This window comes from Streptomyces sp. NRRL F-525 (assembly GCF_000716605.1).
Classification (GTDB): domain Bacteria; phylum Actinomycetota; class Actinomycetes; order Streptomycetales; family Streptomycetaceae; genus Streptomyces.
In genome coordinates this window covers 68,602-84,059 of sequence record NZ_JNXE01000021.1, presented here as the reverse complement: position 1 = coordinate 84,059, position 15,458 = coordinate 68,602, and the positions used below count along the sequence as shown (strand labels likewise).

The 15,458-nt window shown below is 70.4% G+C and carries 15 protein-coding genes; 11 read left to right on the top strand and 4 right to left on the bottom strand.

The features are described 5' to 3' along the window. Nucleotides 1-5: 5 nt before the first annotated feature. Both OO69_RS27875 and OO69_RS27870 read right to left on the bottom strand, forming a co-directional pair. Nucleotides 6-884 (bottom strand): VOC family protein, encoded by an 879-nt coding sequence (locus OO69_RS27875; protein WP_033283559.1) that lies wholly within the window; start codon nucleotides 882-884, stop codon nucleotides 6-8. Further along, the gene (locus OO69_RS27870) at nucleotides 881-2,095 is read right to left on the bottom strand and encodes an NADH:flavin oxidoreductase (protein ID WP_051801233.1); all 1,215 of its coding nucleotides are present in this window, start codon (nucleotides 2,093-2,095) and stop codon (nucleotides 881-883) included. Before OO69_RS27870 ends, OO69_RS27875 begins: the two co-directional genes overlap by 4 nt. Nucleotides 2,096-2,372: 277 nt before the next feature. On the opposite strand from OO69_RS27870, the gene OO69_RS27865 reads away from it, so the two are divergent. The 7 genes from OO69_RS27865 (at nucleotide 2,373) to OO69_RS27835 (ending at nucleotide 8,341) form a co-directional block, all read left to right on the top strand. Continuing rightward, complete coding sequence (locus OO69_RS27865; protein WP_033283558.1) at nucleotides 2,373-3,194, top strand: 2-keto-4-pentenoate hydratase; 822 nt, start codon at nucleotides 2,373-2,375, stop codon at nucleotides 3,192-3,194. A gap of 26 nt (nucleotides 3,195-3,220) precedes the next feature. Then, nucleotides 3,221-4,015 carry a 2-keto-4-pentenoate hydratase gene (locus tag OO69_RS27860; protein WP_033283557.1) on the top strand — a complete coding sequence of 265 codons (795 nt, stop codon included), beginning with the start codon at nucleotides 3,221-3,223 and terminating at the stop codon, nucleotides 4,013-4,015. A gap of 1 nt (nucleotide 4,016) precedes the next feature. After that, complete coding sequence (locus OO69_RS27855; RefSeq protein WP_033283556.1) at nucleotides 4,017-4,238, top strand: tautomerase family protein; 222 nt, start codon at nucleotides 4,017-4,019, stop codon at nucleotides 4,236-4,238. Nucleotides 4,239-4,241: 3 nt separating this feature from the next. Then, nucleotides 4,242-5,684, top strand: a complete 1,443-nt coding sequence (locus OO69_RS27850) for an aldehyde dehydrogenase (protein ID WP_033283555.1) — start codon at nucleotides 4,242-4,244, stop codon at nucleotides 5,682-5,684. A 116-nt stretch (nucleotides 5,685-5,800) separates the two neighbouring features. Next, a complete protein-coding gene (locus OO69_RS27845; RefSeq protein ID WP_033283554.1) occupies nucleotides 5,801-6,898 on the top strand; it encodes an LLM class flavin-dependent oxidoreductase in 1,098 nt (365 codons plus the stop codon). Further along, nucleotides 6,895-7,545, top strand: a complete 651-nt coding sequence (locus OO69_RS27840) for an FMN reductase (RefSeq protein ID WP_033283553.1) — start codon at nucleotides 6,895-6,897, stop codon at nucleotides 7,543-7,545. The genes OO69_RS27845 and OO69_RS27840 overlap by 4 nt, the downstream gene beginning before the upstream one ends. 184 nt (nucleotides 7,546-7,729) lie before the next feature. Beyond that, complete coding sequence (locus tag OO69_RS27835) at nucleotides 7,730-8,341, top strand: TetR/AcrR family transcriptional regulator (protein ID WP_063744467.1); 612 nt, start codon at nucleotides 7,730-7,732, stop codon at nucleotides 8,339-8,341. Here OO69_RS27835 and OO69_RS27830 read toward each other — a convergent pair. Together OO69_RS27830 and OO69_RS27825 are read right to left on the bottom strand one after the other, a co-directional pair. Continuing rightward, nucleotides 8,307-9,560 carry a M20 family metallo-hydrolase gene (locus OO69_RS27830; protein WP_033283552.1) on the bottom strand — a complete coding sequence of 418 codons (1,254 nt, stop codon included), beginning with the start codon at nucleotides 9,558-9,560 and terminating at the stop codon, nucleotides 8,307-8,309. The genes OO69_RS27835 and OO69_RS27830 overlap by 35 nt on opposite strands. A gap of 43 nt (nucleotides 9,561-9,603) precedes the next feature. After that, complete coding sequence (locus OO69_RS27825) at nucleotides 9,604-11,283, bottom strand: thiamine pyrophosphate-dependent enzyme (RefSeq protein WP_051801232.1); 1,680 nt, start codon at nucleotides 11,281-11,283, stop codon at nucleotides 9,604-9,606. Nucleotides 11,284-11,608: 325 nt separating this feature from the next. Between OO69_RS27825 and OO69_RS27820 the strand changes: the two genes are divergently transcribed. From OO69_RS27820 to OO69_RS27805, 4 genes are read left to right on the top strand one after another with little or no spacing between them, the layout of a single operon-like run. Further along, nucleotides 11,609-12,970 carry an MFS transporter gene (locus OO69_RS27820; RefSeq protein WP_033283551.1) on the top strand — a complete coding sequence of 454 codons (1,362 nt, stop codon included), beginning with the start codon at nucleotides 11,609-11,611 and terminating at the stop codon, nucleotides 12,968-12,970. Further along, complete coding sequence (locus tag OO69_RS27815; RefSeq protein ID WP_078652588.1) at nucleotides 12,967-13,386, top strand: RidA family protein; 420 nt, start codon at nucleotides 12,967-12,969, stop codon at nucleotides 13,384-13,386. The genes OO69_RS27820 and OO69_RS27815 overlap by 4 nt, the downstream gene beginning before the upstream one ends. Continuing rightward, a complete protein-coding gene (locus tag OO69_RS27810) occupies nucleotides 13,383-14,033 on the top strand; it encodes an RraA family protein (RefSeq protein WP_051801231.1) in 651 nt (216 codons plus the stop codon). Before OO69_RS27815 ends, OO69_RS27810 begins: the two co-directional genes overlap by 4 nt. 34 nt (nucleotides 14,034-14,067) lie before the next feature. Beyond that, nucleotides 14,068-15,441: an NAD-dependent succinate-semialdehyde dehydrogenase gene (locus OO69_RS27805; protein WP_033283550.1), complete on the top strand. Its 1,374-nt coding sequence runs from the start codon at nucleotides 14,068-14,070 to the stop codon at nucleotides 15,439-15,441. Nucleotides 15,442-15,458: the final 17 nt, after the last annotated feature.

Sequence of the window (15,458 nt, the reverse complement as noted above, 5' to 3'; positions counted from 1 at the left end):
GCCGCCTACGAAGGCAGCTGCGGCTGCGTCGAGGGACGCGACACCGGGCCCTGCCACATGTCGAGGGAGGCGGGCCGGGCGGAGTCGAAGGTGCGGACGACCCAGGTGGCGTCGTCGACCGGGAGGCCGCCGGTGGCGTACTCGTACGTGATGCCCTCGGGGCCGCGGAAGTAGAGGAACACCGAGCCGGAGGTGGGGTGTTTGCCGGGACCCATCACGATGTCGATCCCGTTGTCACGCAGGAAGTTCCAGTTGCGGAAGATGTCGTCGAGCGTGGCCGTCTGGAAGTTGACGTGGCACAGCCCGGGGCCGTCGCCGCGGAACACCGCGAGCTTGTGGTGGACCTTGTCGATGCGCATGAGGCACGCGTTGTCGCCGATCCAGTCGGAGACACGGGCGTTGAAGGTCGTGGACCAGAAGCGGTGGGCCTCGCGGACGTCCGGTGCGTCAAAGCACATGTGCCCGAACTCGCTGATCCCGGAGGAGGGACGGGCCAGCCGAACCGGCTCGGCCATGGTCTCCTGGCCCGTCACCAGCTCGACCCGGTTGCCGAAGGGGTCGTCGAAGCCGATGAACCGGGTGACGTGGCGCGAGCGGGCCGCGTCGGCGTCACCGCGCGTGACCCGGATCCCGCGCTGCTCCAACTCGGTCTCGGCGTGCGCGAGTTGATCGTCGTCGGCCACTGTGAAGGCGGAGGCGATGACGCCCGAGGGTCCCTCGACGAGGGCCAGGCTGTGGTGCCGGTGGTCGGCCCGCAGGTGTGCGACGCCGGGTTCGCCGGTGTCGACCTGTTGCAGGCCCACGATCTCGGTCGAGAAGCGCGTCGCCTTCTCCAGATCGGCGGCGCCGGAACGTACGTACGCGATGTCGGTGAGCGTGATCACGAGTGGGCCCTCTCCTCGTAGCCGTCATAACTGTCGTTGCCGTAGCCGAAGTAGCCGCGCTCGATCGTCTCGGCGGACCAGCTCTCGCACACCGCTCCGGTGAGCTGGGTGCGCAGGCAACGCGCGGTCGCGCACGAGCAGTTGTGTACGGCGCCGAGCGCGCCCTCGGACACCTTGTGCGGCCAGTCCGGGTCGGTGAACAGCGGTCGCGCCAGGGCGATCGCCGAGAGACTGCCCTGCTCCAGCGCCTGGACGGCGGCGTGCGGGTCACCGAGTCCGCCGCCCGCCATGACCGGGAGGCGGGAGGCGTGCGCGAGCGCCGTGTTGTCGGCGACCGCGTAGCCTCTGCGGCCCATCAGCCCGTCGTTGGCGGGCAGTCGCATGGTCTCGAAGGTGGTGGGGACGCCGAACAGGAAGTCCGCGCCCGCGGCTTCCAGTTGCGGGGCGAGGCGGACCGAGTCGTCCAACGTCCAGCCGCCGTCGGCCCGTTCGTCGCTCATCAGGTGGACGCCGACGACGAAGTCGGGTCCGGTACGGCGCACTACTTCACGCACGACCTCCAGTGCGAAGCGCACGCGGCCGTCGAAGTCGCCGCCCCATTGGTCAGTGCGCCGGTTGGTGCGCGGCGAGAGGAAGCCGGAGACGAGGAAGCCCTGCGCGGCGTGTACGTCGACGCCGTCGAAGCCCGCCTGTTCGCACAGTTCGGCGGCGCGGCCGAAGGCCTCGATCGTCTCCGCGATCTCCTCGGGGGTGATCACCTGCGGGGTGACCGTGCGGCCGGCCGTGAGCTCGAAGGGCACTGCCGACGGCGCCAGTCGGCGTCGGCTCTCGTAGACGTCCCAGGGGCCGGCGTAGCGGCCGGCGTGTACGAGCTGGACCATCGCGAGTGCGCCATGGCGGTGGATCTCGGCGGCCAACTCGCTTAGTCCGGGCAGGCGTTGGTCGCCGTCCACCATGTTCTGGAGCGGCATCTGCCGGCCGGAGACGTTGACGGCGAAGTTCTCGGTGATCACCGTGCCGGCACCGCCCTGCGCGCGGCGGGCGTAGTGCTCGACCTGGGGGCGGGTGACGAAGCCGTCGGCGTCGCCGTAACAGACGGACATCGGCGCGTGGACGATGCGGTTGCGTGCGGTCCGGTGGCCCAGCCGCAGGGGTGTGAACAGTGAGGCGAAGACCGTGTCGCTCTTCCGCAGCTCCGGGACACTCGTCATTTCGGCTCCTCCAGGTGCGGCACGTCCATGTGCGGCACATCGCGGTGGGACAGCCCCGCGCGGCCTGTGCGGCCGGTCGACGGGGAGTGTGCGGCGGGTCCGGCAGCGGGCCGGGCCCGCCCCGGCTTCGCTCGACCACCTGAGAGCCAGAGTGCATACACTTTACGGTGATGTCAACGCCTTGACGAGGCGATCCTGAAGTGTACACACTTTGAGAGAGGCGGAGCCGCCGACAGCGCGGCGCGCCCAGTGGCCGCAGCTAGCAACGAGGTGACTGATGGACACGGAAACACGGTCGGAGGCGGCGCGGGCCCTGCTCAGCGCCCACCGCACCGGCGAGCCGATCGACCCCCTGACCGAGTGTTTTCCGGGCCTGGACGTGGACGACGCCTACGCGATCCAGACGGCCCAGGTCGAGCAGTGGGTACGCGACGGGGCCGTGGTCAAGGGCCACAAGGTGGGTCTGACCGCACCGGCCATGCAGCGCCAACTCGGCGTAGATCAGCCGGACTTCGGCCATCTCATGGACACGATGTTCCACCTGGAGTCCCGGCCGATCGACCCGTCGGCGTTCCTGGCGCCGCGAGTGGAGCCCGAGATCGCGTTCGTGCTGGGGAAGCCACTGAGCGGCCCCGGGGTCACGGTGGCCGAGGCCGCGGCGGCCGTCGACTTCGTGCTGCCGGCGTTGGAGATCATCGACTCACGCGTACGGGACTGGAGGATCACCCTCGTCGACACGGTCGCGGACAACGCGTCCTCCGGCGGGGTCGTCCTCGGCAGCACCGCGCTGCCGCTGTCCCGGGTAGACGTACGCCGCGCGGGCGCCGTCCTGTACCGCAACGGCGAGATCGTCGGCACCGGCGCCTTGGGCGTGGTGTTGGGCTCCCCCTTGAACGCCCTGGTGTGGCTGGCCAACACCCTCGGCGCGCGCGGCGTGACACTCCAGCCGAGTCAGCTGGTGCTCCCCGGGTCGGTCACCGCAGCCGTGCCGGTGACCGCGGGTGACGTGGTGACGGCGACGTTCGCCGGGCTGGGCTCGGTGACCGCGCGGTTCGCGAAGCTGGCCACGGCGGTCTCCGAGAAGGGAACGACGACGTGACTCGGCCCACGAAGGAGAACAGCGACATGAGCGAGCAGCAGGGCGACTGGTCCGTGGAGCGGGCCGCGACGGTGCTCGCGAACGCCGAGGCCGACCGGACGGACCGCGGCCCTATCACCGACGAGTGGCCCGGACTGGACCTGGACACGGCGTACCAGGTGCAGGACGAGATCCTGCGCCGCAAGCTCGACGCCGGTGAGCACATCGTCGGCGTGAAGCTGGGCCTGACCTCGCGCGCGAAGCAACAACGCATGGGCATCGACTCACCGCTGACGGGATGGCTCACGGACGGCATGGTCCTCCCGGCCGGAGTGCCGCTGGCCACCGGCGAGTTGATCCATCCCCGCGTCGAACCGGAGATCGTGTTCGTCCTCGGCGAGCGGCTGAGCGGCCCGGCCGTGACGGCGGCCCGTGCGATGGAGGCCGTGTCGCACGTGTACGCCGGTCTCGAAGTGATCGACAGCCGGTACACCGACTTCCGCTTCAAGCTGCCCGACGTGGTGGCTGACAACGCCTCGTCCGCCCGGTTCGTGATCGGCTCGGTGGCGCGCAAGCCCGACGAGCTGGATCTGGCCCTGGAGGCCTGCCTGTTGGAGGTCGACGGCGAGGTGGTCGACTCCGCGACCGGCGCGGCCGTACAAGGACATCCCGCCGAGGCGCTCGCTCTCGCGGCGAACGCGCTGGCCGAGCGTGGACTGGCCCTGGAGGCAGGGTGGTTGGTGCTCACCGGAGGCATGACGGACGCGGTGTTCACCCGGCCCGGCGGCTCGGTCGGAGCCCATTTCACCAACCTGGGCTCGCTGCTGATCGGATGTGAGTGACATGCCGCTGGTGGAGATCACGCTGGCCGAGGGCCGCGCTCCGGAACAGATCAGGACCCTGCTGGCGGACGTCCACCAGGCCGTCCACAAAGCGCTCGACGTGCCGGAGGCCTCGATCCGGGTGGTGGTGCGCGAGGTGCCGCCCGCCCACTGGTCCGCAGGCGGCCAGACCCTCGCCGAGCGAGCCACGACGGCGAACCAGACCCAGAACAAGGGGAGTTGAACCGTGGAATCCTTCGGCCACGTCATCGACGGCAAGGAGATCGAGTCGGACTCCGGCTCGACGATGACCTCGACGGACCCCTACACCCGCGAGCCGTGGGCGGAGGTGGCGCTCGGCGACAGCACCGACGCCGACCGCGCGGTGGACGCGGCCCGCAAGGCGTTCGACTCGGGCCCCTGGCCCCGGATGGGACACAGCGAACGCGGGCGCATCCTGCACCGGTTGGCGGACCTGATCGAGCGGAACGCCGACGAACTGGGCATGGCCGACACCCGCGACATGGGCAAGCCGATCACCCAGTCACGCGGCAACGACGTACCGCGCGCGGCATCGAACTTCCGCTTCTTCGCCGACCACGCCCGCCTCTCCACGGCGGACACCCTGCCGATGGACTCCGGCCACCACGCCTACACGCGCTTCGAACCCGCCGGGGTCGTGACGGCCATCGCACCGTGGAACTTCCCCCTGATGCTGGAGACTTGGAAGATCGCCCCCGCCCTGGCCTGGGGCAACACGGTGATCCTCAAGCCCGCCGAGGACACCCCGGCCTCCGCGACGATCCTCGCCCGGCTGGCCCTGGAGGCGGGAATGCCGCCCGGCGTCCTCAACGTCGTCCACGGCTACGGCCCCGACTCCGCAGGCCAGGCCCTCACCGAAAACCCCGCCGTGGACCGCATCACCTTCACCGGCGAGTCCGGCACCGGCCGGATCATCGCCGCCGCCGGCGCCCGCAACCTCACCCCGGTGAGCCTGGAGCTGGGCGGCAAGGGCGCGAACGTGGTCTTCGCCGACGCGGACATGGACACCGCCGTCGAGTGGTCCATCAAGGCCATCTTCACCAACACCGGGCAGGTCTGCCTCGCCGGCTCCCGGATCTACGTACAGCGGCCGGTCTACGACACCTTCCTGCGCCGGTTCACGGCGGCGGCCGACGCGCTGCACATCGGCGACCCGAAGCAGACGTCGACCGAGATCGGGCCGCTGGCCTCGCAGGAGCACCACCAGAAGGTGCGCGGATACGTCGACAGTGTGGAGGCCGAGGGCGGCACCATCGTCACCGGCGGACCGGGCGAGGGCTGGACGGTCCGGCCGACGGTCGTCACGGGCCTCGGCCAGGAGTCGCGGCACGCGCGCGAGGAGATCTTCGGACCGTTGGTCGTGGTCATCCCCTTCGACACCGAGGAGGAGGTCATCACGCTGGCCAACGACAGCCGCTACGGCCTGAACGCGATGCTCTTCACCGAGAACCTGCACCAGGCCCACCGTGTCTCGGCGGCCGTGCGCGCCGGAACCGTCTGGGTCAACTGCTTCTTCATCCGCGACCTGCGCGCGCCGTTCGGCGGGGTCGGCGACTCCGGCATCGGACGCGAGGGCGGGAACTTCAGCCGCGAGTTCTTCACCGAGCCCAAGGCGGTCGTGATGCAGATCCGGCCGGACGAGAGGTAGCACACGAGGAGACGGGCAGCTGGTCGGCCAAGGATGAGGAATAGATCCGCCGTGACGTACGCTGAACCCATTGATTGGCCGACCAAGCAAATTGGGAAACCTGCCCGGAGGGCTCCATGCAGTTCGGAATTTTCAGCATCGGTGACGTCACCGCCGACCCCGTCGCGGGCCGGACCCGCAGCGAGCACGAGCGGCTCAAGGCGATGGTCGCAACCGCGGTCAAGGCCGAGGAGGTCGGCTTCGACGTCTTCGCGACCGGCGAGCACCACAACCCGCCCTTCGTCGCCTCCTCACCGACCACCCTGCTCAGCAACATCGCCGCCCGTACCGACCGGATCATCCTGTCGACGTCGACCACGCTGATCACCACCAACGACCCGGTGAAGATCGCCGAGGACTACGCGGTGCTCCAGCACCTCTCCGACGGCCGCGTGGACCTGATGATGGGCCGCGGCAACACCGGCCCGGTCTACCCCTGGTTCGGCAAGGACATCCGCCAGGGCATCCCGCTCGCCGTCGAGAACTACGCACTCCTCAACCAGCTGTGGCGCGAGGAAGTCGTCGACTGGGAGGGCAAGTTCCGCACCACGCTCCAGGGATTCACCTCAACTCCCCGCCCCCTGGACGGAGTTCCGCCCTTCGTCTGGCACGGCTCCGTGCGCAGCCCCGAGATCGCCGAACAAGCCGCCTACTACGGCGACGGCTTCTTCGTGAACAACCTCTTCGGGCCCATGAACCACTTCACGAAGCTGATCAACCTCTACCGGGAGCGCTACGCCCACTACGGCCACGGCACCCAGGAGCAGGCCATCGTCGGAGCCGGCGGCCATGTCTTCGTGCGCCCCAACTCGCAGGACGCGGTGCGCGAGTACCGCCCCTACTTCGACAACTCCCCCGTCTACGGCGGCGGTCCGTCGATGGAGCAATACATGGCGCAGACCTCGCTTACTGTCGGCAGCCCGCAGGAGGTCATCGACAAGACGCTGTCCTTCCGTGACCACTTCGGCCACTACCAGCGCCAGATGTTCAACATCGACATGGCCGGACTGCCGCTGAAGACCGTCCTCGAACAGCTCGACCTGCTCGGCGCGGAGGTACTCCCCACGCTGCGCAAGGAGTTCGAGGCGGGGCGCCCCGCGGATGTTCCGGAAGCACCCACCCACGCCTCGCTGCTCGCCGGGCGCACCACGCGGTCCGAGGAGGCGGCCAAGTGAGCACCGACACCCCCGAGCCGCTGCACCTCGCGGTCGTCTCGGCCGGCCTGAGCGTCCCCTCGTCCACGCGCCTGTTGGCCGACCGGTTGACCGAGTCGGTGCGCGCCCAACTGGCTGACGCGGACCGGGAAATCGAGATCCACGTCGTCGAACTGCGCGACCTGGCCGCCGACATCGCCAACAACCTGATCACCGGCTTCCCCTCCCCCGCCCTCGCCGAAGCCATCGAGACGGTCACCTCGGCGGACGGTCTGATCGCCGTCACCCCGATCTTCTCGGCGTCGTACAGCGGGCTGTTCAAGTCGTTCTTCGACGTCATCGACAACGACGCCCTCACCGGCAAGGCCGTACTGGCCGCCGCGACCGGCGGAACGGCCCGTCACTCGCTGGCCCTGGAGCACGCGCTGCGTCCGCTCTTCGCCTATCTGCGCGCGGTCGTCGTACCGACCGCGGTGTACGCGGCCTCCGAGGACTGGGGCAGGAACGGCGATCCCCTCACCGACACACTCCCCAACCGGATCGTGCGCGCGGGCGGCGAGTTGGCGGGGCTGATGCGGAGGCGTGCGGGTTCCGCCGCCCGGACAGCGGCCGACGACACCTCCGTCGTCCCGTTCGCACAGCAGCTGGAGGCGCTGCGACCCGCCTGACGCACATCACGGCAGGCCGGGATCCCGGGTGCCGGGTGACCGTCTCCGCACCGAACCACTACGCCGAGGAAGGGCCATGACGTCGGCCACGCCGTTCCATCACGACGCGTCCACGTCGACTCAAGTCCCTTCGCTGGATGGGACGTTGCCAGACGGACAGTCGGCACGAACCACCGTCCGGCCGATGCGCGCCGACGCCGTACGCAACCGTGCACGTCTGCTGCAGGCCGCGGCGCGGCTGGTGGCCGAGAACGGGGTCGAGCACGTCACCATGGACGCGGTCGCGCGTGCCGCGTCGGTGGGCAAGGGCACCGTCTTCCGGCACTTCGGCGAACGGTCCGGGCTCCTGCTGGCCCTGCTCGACCACGCCGAACAGGCCTACCAGGCTTCCTTCCTCACCGGCCCGCCGCCGCTCGGACCGGGCGCCCCCGCCCTCGATCGGCTGGAGGCCTTCGGCGTGGCCACCATCGGATACCTGCTGACGCACCGGGACCTCGTCCTCGCCGCCACCCCGCCGCCCGACCGACGGTTCTCCGCCCCGTCCGTCGGCGTCCGCCGCGCCCACATCGCCGGCCTGCTGCGGGAGACCGGCACGGAGGGCGACTTGGAACTGCTCACCGAATCACTGCTGGCCTACCTCGACCCGGCTCTCCTCGACCACCTCGTCCATCGGCGCGGAATGCCGCGGGGACGCGTGGAAGCCGGGTGGCGGAACCTGCTGGAGATCGCGACGAATGCGGCTGACGGCGTCACACGAGGGGCTAGGGGCGATCAGCATCCAGCGCACCCGACATGAGCCGGTAGACCACCTCGGTCAGCAGGTCGGTGCCCGCGCTGATGTCGTGGTCGTGGGTCGACTCGCCCTCGTTGTGGGAGATTCCCTCGATGCTGGGCACGAACAGCATGATCGAGGGTGCGACGTCCTTCATGTTGACCGAGTCGTGGCCGGCGATGGTCATCATGGTCTGGTGGCTGAGGCCCAGTTCGTCGGCGACACGGGCGGCGAGTTCGACGCCGGCTGCCGGGAAGGGGGCCACGCCCCAACCGTGCGTCTGTATCTGCTCGATGGAGACCGAGGCGCGTTCCTCGATGCCGGGGATCGACTCGGCCAGCTTCTTGGCCGCCGCGTCGAGGAGGGCTTCGTCGGGTGAGCGCAGGTCGACGTGCATGCGTACCTCGCGGGCCACCACGACAGGGGAGTTGGGCTCGACGGTCATCTCGCTGACCGAGGTGTGCAGGGGCAAGTCCGTGCTCTGCTCGGCGAGTTCGCGTACCGCGACGACGAGGAGGGAGGCGCCGAACAGGGCGTCGCGCCGGTCCGCCATCACGGTCGACCCGGTGTGCGACTGCTCACCGCGCACCACGACCTGGTACTTGCGGGCGGCCCAAGTGGCGTCCACCAGGCCGATGGTGAGCCCCTTGTTCTCCAGATCGCGACCCTGCTCGATGTGGATCTCGGCGTACGCGGCCACGTCCGGCCCGGGGTAGTCGCCGATCGTGCCGATCTCGCGGAGGGCGGTCTCGACGGTGGTGCCCGTGGGGTCGGTCGTCGCGAGGGCGGTGTCGGCGGGCAGCTTCCCGGTGAACACCGCGCTGCCCATCATGCTCGGCTTGAAGCGGGAGCCTTCCTCGTTGAACCAGTTGACCACCGCCACGTTGTACTTCGGTGCCGCGTCCGAGTCGCCGCCGTACTGCCGCACGGCCCGGTGCGCGGCGTGCGCCGAGGCCAGGACGCCGTACGCCCCGTCGTAACGGCCGCCCAGGGGCTGACTGTCGAGGTGGGAGCCGGTGAGGACGTACGGGGCGCCGGGTGTGACGGTGAAGAGGCCGAACTGGTTGCCGACGCCGTCGTAGCGGACCTCGGCGCCGCGGGCGGTCAGCCACTGGTGGAGCCATGCGCGCTGTTCCCCGTCCGCTGCGGTGGCGGCCTGGCGGTCGACTCCGCCGGCGGGGGTGGCACCGAAGGCGGAGAGGGTCGCGAAGTCCTTCAAGAGGGTGGCGTCGGGGGTGCTCATGTTCACGTCCTGTCGGGGGTTGCGGGAAGCGGGAGTCGGGGGCTCAGACGGCGGTCGCCGGGGCGCGGACCGCGGGGTCCTGGATCAGGTGCAGTACGGCCGGGAGTCCGCTCGCGCGGGCGCGGCGGAACGCCTCGCGGAAGTCGTGGTGCGAGGTCACGGTCTCGCCGTACGCGCCGTACGAGCGGGCCCAGGCGGCGAAGTCCGGGTTGGTGAGCCGGGTGCCCGAGGGGCGGCCGGGGTAGGCGCCCTCCTGGTGTTCGCGGATCGTGGCGTAGCAGCCGTTGTCGACGACCAGGGCGACGAAGACGGCGCCGTGGCCCACGGCGGTGGCCAGTTCCTGGCCGTTCATCAGGAAGCAGCCGTCGCCCGCGACCGACACGACCTCCCGTCCCGGGAAGACCAGCGAGGCGGCCACGGCGGCCGGTATGCCCATGCCCATCGCGCCGTTGCGGGGGGCGACGAGCGAGGCCGGGGTGCGGTGCGGAAGGTGGCGGGCCGGCCAGAGGGCGTGGTTCCCGGCGCCGTAGGTGATGACGGTGTCGGGGGTGAGTTCCTCGCGCAGCACACTCATGACCGCTGTGAGGTCGACGTAAGTGTCGTCGTCCGAGTTCGTCGGCTCGGGTGAGGGAGTGGAGAAGTGTGCTTGGGCCTCCCCGGCCGCCTTGAACCATGCGATGTCGGCGTCCGGTGACGCGGGCGTGGTGACCAGGTCGAGGACGAAGGACGGTGCGTGGGCCGAGACGAACTGGTCGATGCGGCCGCTGTGGCCCTGTGCGTCGCCGGGGAGGACGAGCACCGTCTCCGAATCCAGGCCACGGGTGTATCCGTCGCTGAGCACGTCGCCGCGCGGGGCGCCGAGGAAGACGGTGAGGTCGGCCTCGTCGAGCAGGCGGGCGGCGTGGTCGCCGCGGCCGTAGCCGAGTGATCCGGCGTAGGCGCCGGTGCCCTGGAGGTCGTGGGGGACGGCGTCGTAGGCGCGGAAGTCGGCGAGGACGGGGATCGAGTGGCGGGTCGCCCAGCGCATGAGTTCCTGGCCGCTCTCGGCGGTCCAGCCCTCGCCTCCTACGACGATCAGCGGGCGGCGCGCGTGCTCCAACCGCCGTACCAGTTCCTTGAGTTCGGCCTCGGCGGCGCGGGGCCGGGGCACCGCGAGCGGCTCGACCGAGCGGGCGGTGCCCGCGGGCAGGGTGAGGACGTCCTCGGGAAGGCCGATCACCACGGGACCCGGCCGACCGCTCCGCGCCACGTGGACGCTCTCCGCGACGACCCGGGCGGCCGAGGTGGGGTCATCCAGCATGACGACCTTCTTCGCCGTGCTGCCGAACCACCCCGTGAGGTCGAACTCCTGGAAGGACTCGCGGCCCCGGTCGGGTACCGGGACCAGGCCGACGAAGAGGAGCATCGGGGTCGCGTCCTGGTACGCGGTGTGGACGGCGATGAAGGCGTTCGCGGCGCCCGGACCCCGGGTGACCATCGCTACCCCGGGCAGGCCCGTCAGTCTGCCCTCGGCCAGTGCCATGAAGCCCGCGCCGCCCTCGTGCCGGGTCACGACGGTCGAGATCGGCGAGTCGTGCAGGCCGTCGAGGACGTCGAGGAAGGACTCGCCGGGAACGCCGTACACCCGCCGTACGCCTTCGCGCTCCAGCTGCGCGACGAGCAGATGGCCGGCGGACAGAAGACGCTCGGAGGGTTCGGGAGACTCGGGTGCGACGTTCGCCATCGGGGGTGTGTTCCTTCTCTTGAGGCCGCGGTTGCCCGGTCAGTGTTGCTTTCGGGGGCGGTCGTGGGCACGGGGCAAAGGACTCCGGATACGGGCGCCGCGATGTGCAGATGAACAGGGGTGGATGCGGGGGCCGGGTCCGTAACACGAAGTTTTCATCCAGTCTTCGTGGTGCGACGTGGCGCATTGGTCATGTGCACAGTCGACGGGCGGTGGCGGTGTGCTTCTGCTCCTTGTGGCCGGTGAAGGGGGCGATGCACGGTGGGCCGACCCGATGGCGCCCGCACAGCCCCCAGCCGCTTCCTCTGTTCAGACCGGAGTCCCCATGACCGCTCCCGCCTCCCCGCCGACCCCCGACAGCCGGCTCGACGCGACGAAGATGCGCAGGATCTCCCTCGCCAGCATGGTCGGCACCACGGTCGAGTGGTACGACCTGTTCCTGTTCGGCACCGCCTCCGCGCTGGTGTTCGGCAAGGTGTTCTTCCCCGAGTTCGACGGTGCCGTCGGCACGATCCTGTCGTTCCTGACCTTCGCCTCCGCCTATCTGGCGCGCATGGTGGGCGCCGTGCTCTTCGGTCACTTCGGGGACCGGCTCGGCCGCAAGTCCATGCTGCTGATCTCCCTGACGGCGATGGGCGTGGCCACCTTCGCCATCGGCCTCGTTCCCGGCTACGGCACTCTCGGCGTGGCCGCGCCCCTGCTGCTGCTCGGCCTCCGCGTGGTCCAGGGCCTCGCGCTCGGCGGCGAGTGGGGCGGTGCCGTACTGATGACCGTCGAGCACGCGCCGGCCGACCGACGCGGGTTCTTCGGGTCCATGGTCCAGATCGGCGTTCCGATCGGGACGCTGCTCGCCAACGGGGCGTTCCTGCTGGTGGCGTCCACCACGAGCGACGACGCGCTGTACTCGTGGGGCTGGCGGATCCCCTTCCTCGCTTCGGCGCTCCTTGTCGGCATCGGTGTGTACATCCGCCTCCACATCGAGGAGACGCCGTCCTTCAAGGCGGTCCGCGACGAGGGCGCCAAGGCGAAGATCCCGTTCGTCGCCCTGATGCGCCGGTACTGGCGCCAAGTGCTGCTCGGCGGTGTCGCCACCCTGTCCACGGGCTCGACCTTCACCCTCATGGTCGCCTCGGGCGTGAGCTACGGCACCAACGACCTCGGGCACTCCAAGAACCTGATGCTGTGGGCGGTCATGGTGTCCTGCGCCGTCGCGTTCGTGGCCATCCCGTACTTCGGCCGGCTGTCCGACCGGGTCGGCCGCAAGCCCGTCATCTACGCGGGCATCGCGGCGGAGGCCGTCCTCGCCTTCCCGTTCTTCTGGCTGCTGGACACCGGATCGGCGCCCCTTGTCTTCGTCGCCTACGCGCTGATGATGCTCGCCTTCTCCGCCAACTACGGCCCCATCGCGACCTTCCTCGCCGAACTCTTCGGCACCCACGTGCGCTACTCGGGCCTCTCCGTCGCCTACATGCTGTCGGGCCTGCTGGGCTCCGCCGCGACACCCGCCATCACCGCCTGGCTGCTGTCGGCCACCGGGAACAGCTCCTCGATCGCCTGGTACGTCCTCGGCGCGGCGACCCTCTCTCTGCTGGCCCTGTTCCTGCTCGCCGAGACCCGGTTCGGGGACATCGACGAGCCTGGCGTGGCATCCCGGTCCGCCGGCCGCCCGATCGGGGCCGTCGCATGAACAGCGGTACGACCACGGATACGAGCCTCGGCGGGATCACGCGCATCGACTCACCGCCGGGCGTCCCGGCCGCCGTAGGCCCCTATGTCCAGGCGACGTCCGCCCGCGGCTTCGTCTTCACCACCGGCCAGATACCCGCCGCCCCGGGACAGCCGACCGGCACCTTCGAGGACGACGTCCACGCGACCCTGCGCAACCTCGAAGCCGTCCTCCACGCGGCGGGCTCCGACCTCGACCACGTCGTCAAGGTCAACACCTACCTCAGCTCACCGGACCAACTCGCGCCCTACAACAAGGTCTACGAGACGTACTTCGCCGACCGCCGGGCGGCGCGGACGACGGTATGCGTGGGCCTGTGGGGCGTGACCCTGGAGATCGACTGCGTCGCGGTGGTCAAGTCGGAGGGGCAGCGGTGAACGTCACGGCCCCGGGTCAAGTAGCCCTCGCACAGGCGAAGTTGCTGCAGCGTCTCCAGCACGTCGACCTCCCCACCCTCGGCCATCTGCTGGAGGACGGCTTCGTCGATCCGGCGATACGGCGGCTGGGGCAGCCGCGTCGGATGGCCGGTACGGCCGCCACGCTCGCCCTCGACGCTCCGGACGCCACTGCGGTCAACCGCGCGCTCGTCGCGCTGCGCCCAGGTGAAGTGCTGGTCGTCGACATGCGCGGCGACCACACCCACGCGCCGATCGGCGCCGTCACGGTCGCGGCGGCGCGAGCGCGTGGCGCCGCGGGCATCCTCGTCGACGGCGTGGTGACCGACGTGGACGCGCTCGCGGATCCGCACTCCGGCCTGCCGGTCCACGCCCGGGGCAGCAGTTGCCTTACGACCAAGCGGCTGGACGGCAAAGGCGGGCGGCACCAAGTGCCCGTGGACATCGGCGGTGTCCGTGTCGCGCCGGGCGACATCGTCCTCGGCGACACCAACGGGGTGATCGCCCTGCCGCCGACCGCACTGGCCGCCGTAGTACGGCAGGCGGAGTTGTCGGACGCGGCCGAGCCGGAACTCCTCGCGCGGATCCGGGCGGGCGAGGACCTGCGGACGCTCCTCCACCTCGGCTGATCCACCTCGGCTCTGCGAAGGAAAGAAGACACACGTGACGGAATACAAGATCGTCGACCCGGCCACGAACAGGCTCGTGCGGCGGTATCCGACGTCGGACGACGCCACGGTCGACCGCGCGGTCGAGGCGGCGGCAGCGGAGTTCACCGACTGGCGGCGGCGCCCGGTCAAGGAACGCGCCGAACTCGTCCTCGGCGTGTCCCGGGAGTTCGGGAAGCGGCGCGAGGAACTGGCCGCGATCATCACCCGCGAGATGGGCAAGACCACCCGCGAGGCACTCGGTGAGGTGGACCTGTCGGCCGCGATCTTCGCGTACTACGCCGAGCACGGCCCCGACTTCGCCGCGGACCAACGGCTCGACATCCGCGGCGGCGACGACGTGGTCGTACGCTCCGAACCGCTCGGCGTGCTACTCGGCGTCATGCCGTGGAACTACCCGTACTACCAGGTGGCCCGTTTCGCGGCGCCCAACCTCGTCCTCGGCAACACGATCGTCCTCAAGCACGCCCCGAACTGCCCCGAGTCGGCGCAGGCGATCGAGGACATGATGCGGGCGGCCGGACTGCCGGCCGGCGCGTACGTCAACGTGTGCGCCACCAACGAGCAGGTCGCCCGCGTCATCGCGGACCCGCGGGTCCAGGGCGTGTCGCTCACCGGCTCGGAGCGCGCCGGGCGCGCGGTCGGCGAGGTCGCGGGCCGCCACCTCAAGAAGTACGTCCTCGAACTCGGCGGCTCCGACCCCTTCGTCGTCCTGCCCGACGCCGACCTGGAGGCCGCCGTCGGCGCGGCGGTCGAGGGCCGGATGGGCAACGCGGGCCAGGCGTGCACCGCCTCGAAGCGGTTCATCGTCGTCGACTCCGTCTACGACCGTTTCCTGGACGCCTTCACCGACGCGGTGCAGGCCCTTACCGTCGGGGACCCCACCGACGAGGGCGTCTCCTTCGGACCTCTCTCCTCCGAGGAGGCCGCCCGGACCGTGATCGCGCAGGTGGACGACGCGGTGGAGAAGGGCGCGACAGCGGTGGCCGGCGGCAGGCGGCTCGCCCGCGAGGGTGCCTTCGTCGAACCGACCGTCCTCACCGGCGTCACGCCCGGCATGCGCGCGTACCGGGAGGAGATCTTCGGCCCGGTCGCGGTCGTCCACCGCGTCCCCGACACCGCGACGGCGATCCGCCTCGCCAACGACACGCCGTACGGCCTGGGCAGTGTCGTGTTCGGCCGCGACCTCGACGCCGCGAAAGTCGTCGCCGACGCGCTCGACGTCGGCATGGTCTCGATCAACGGTCCCTCCGGCACCCAGGAGGACCTTCCCTTCGGCGGGGTCAAGCTCTCCGGCGTGGGGCGGGAACTGGGCGCGTACGGCATGAGCGAGTTCGTGAACCGGAAGGTCGTCCGCGTACGGGGCTGAACCCGTTGCTGCCGGGC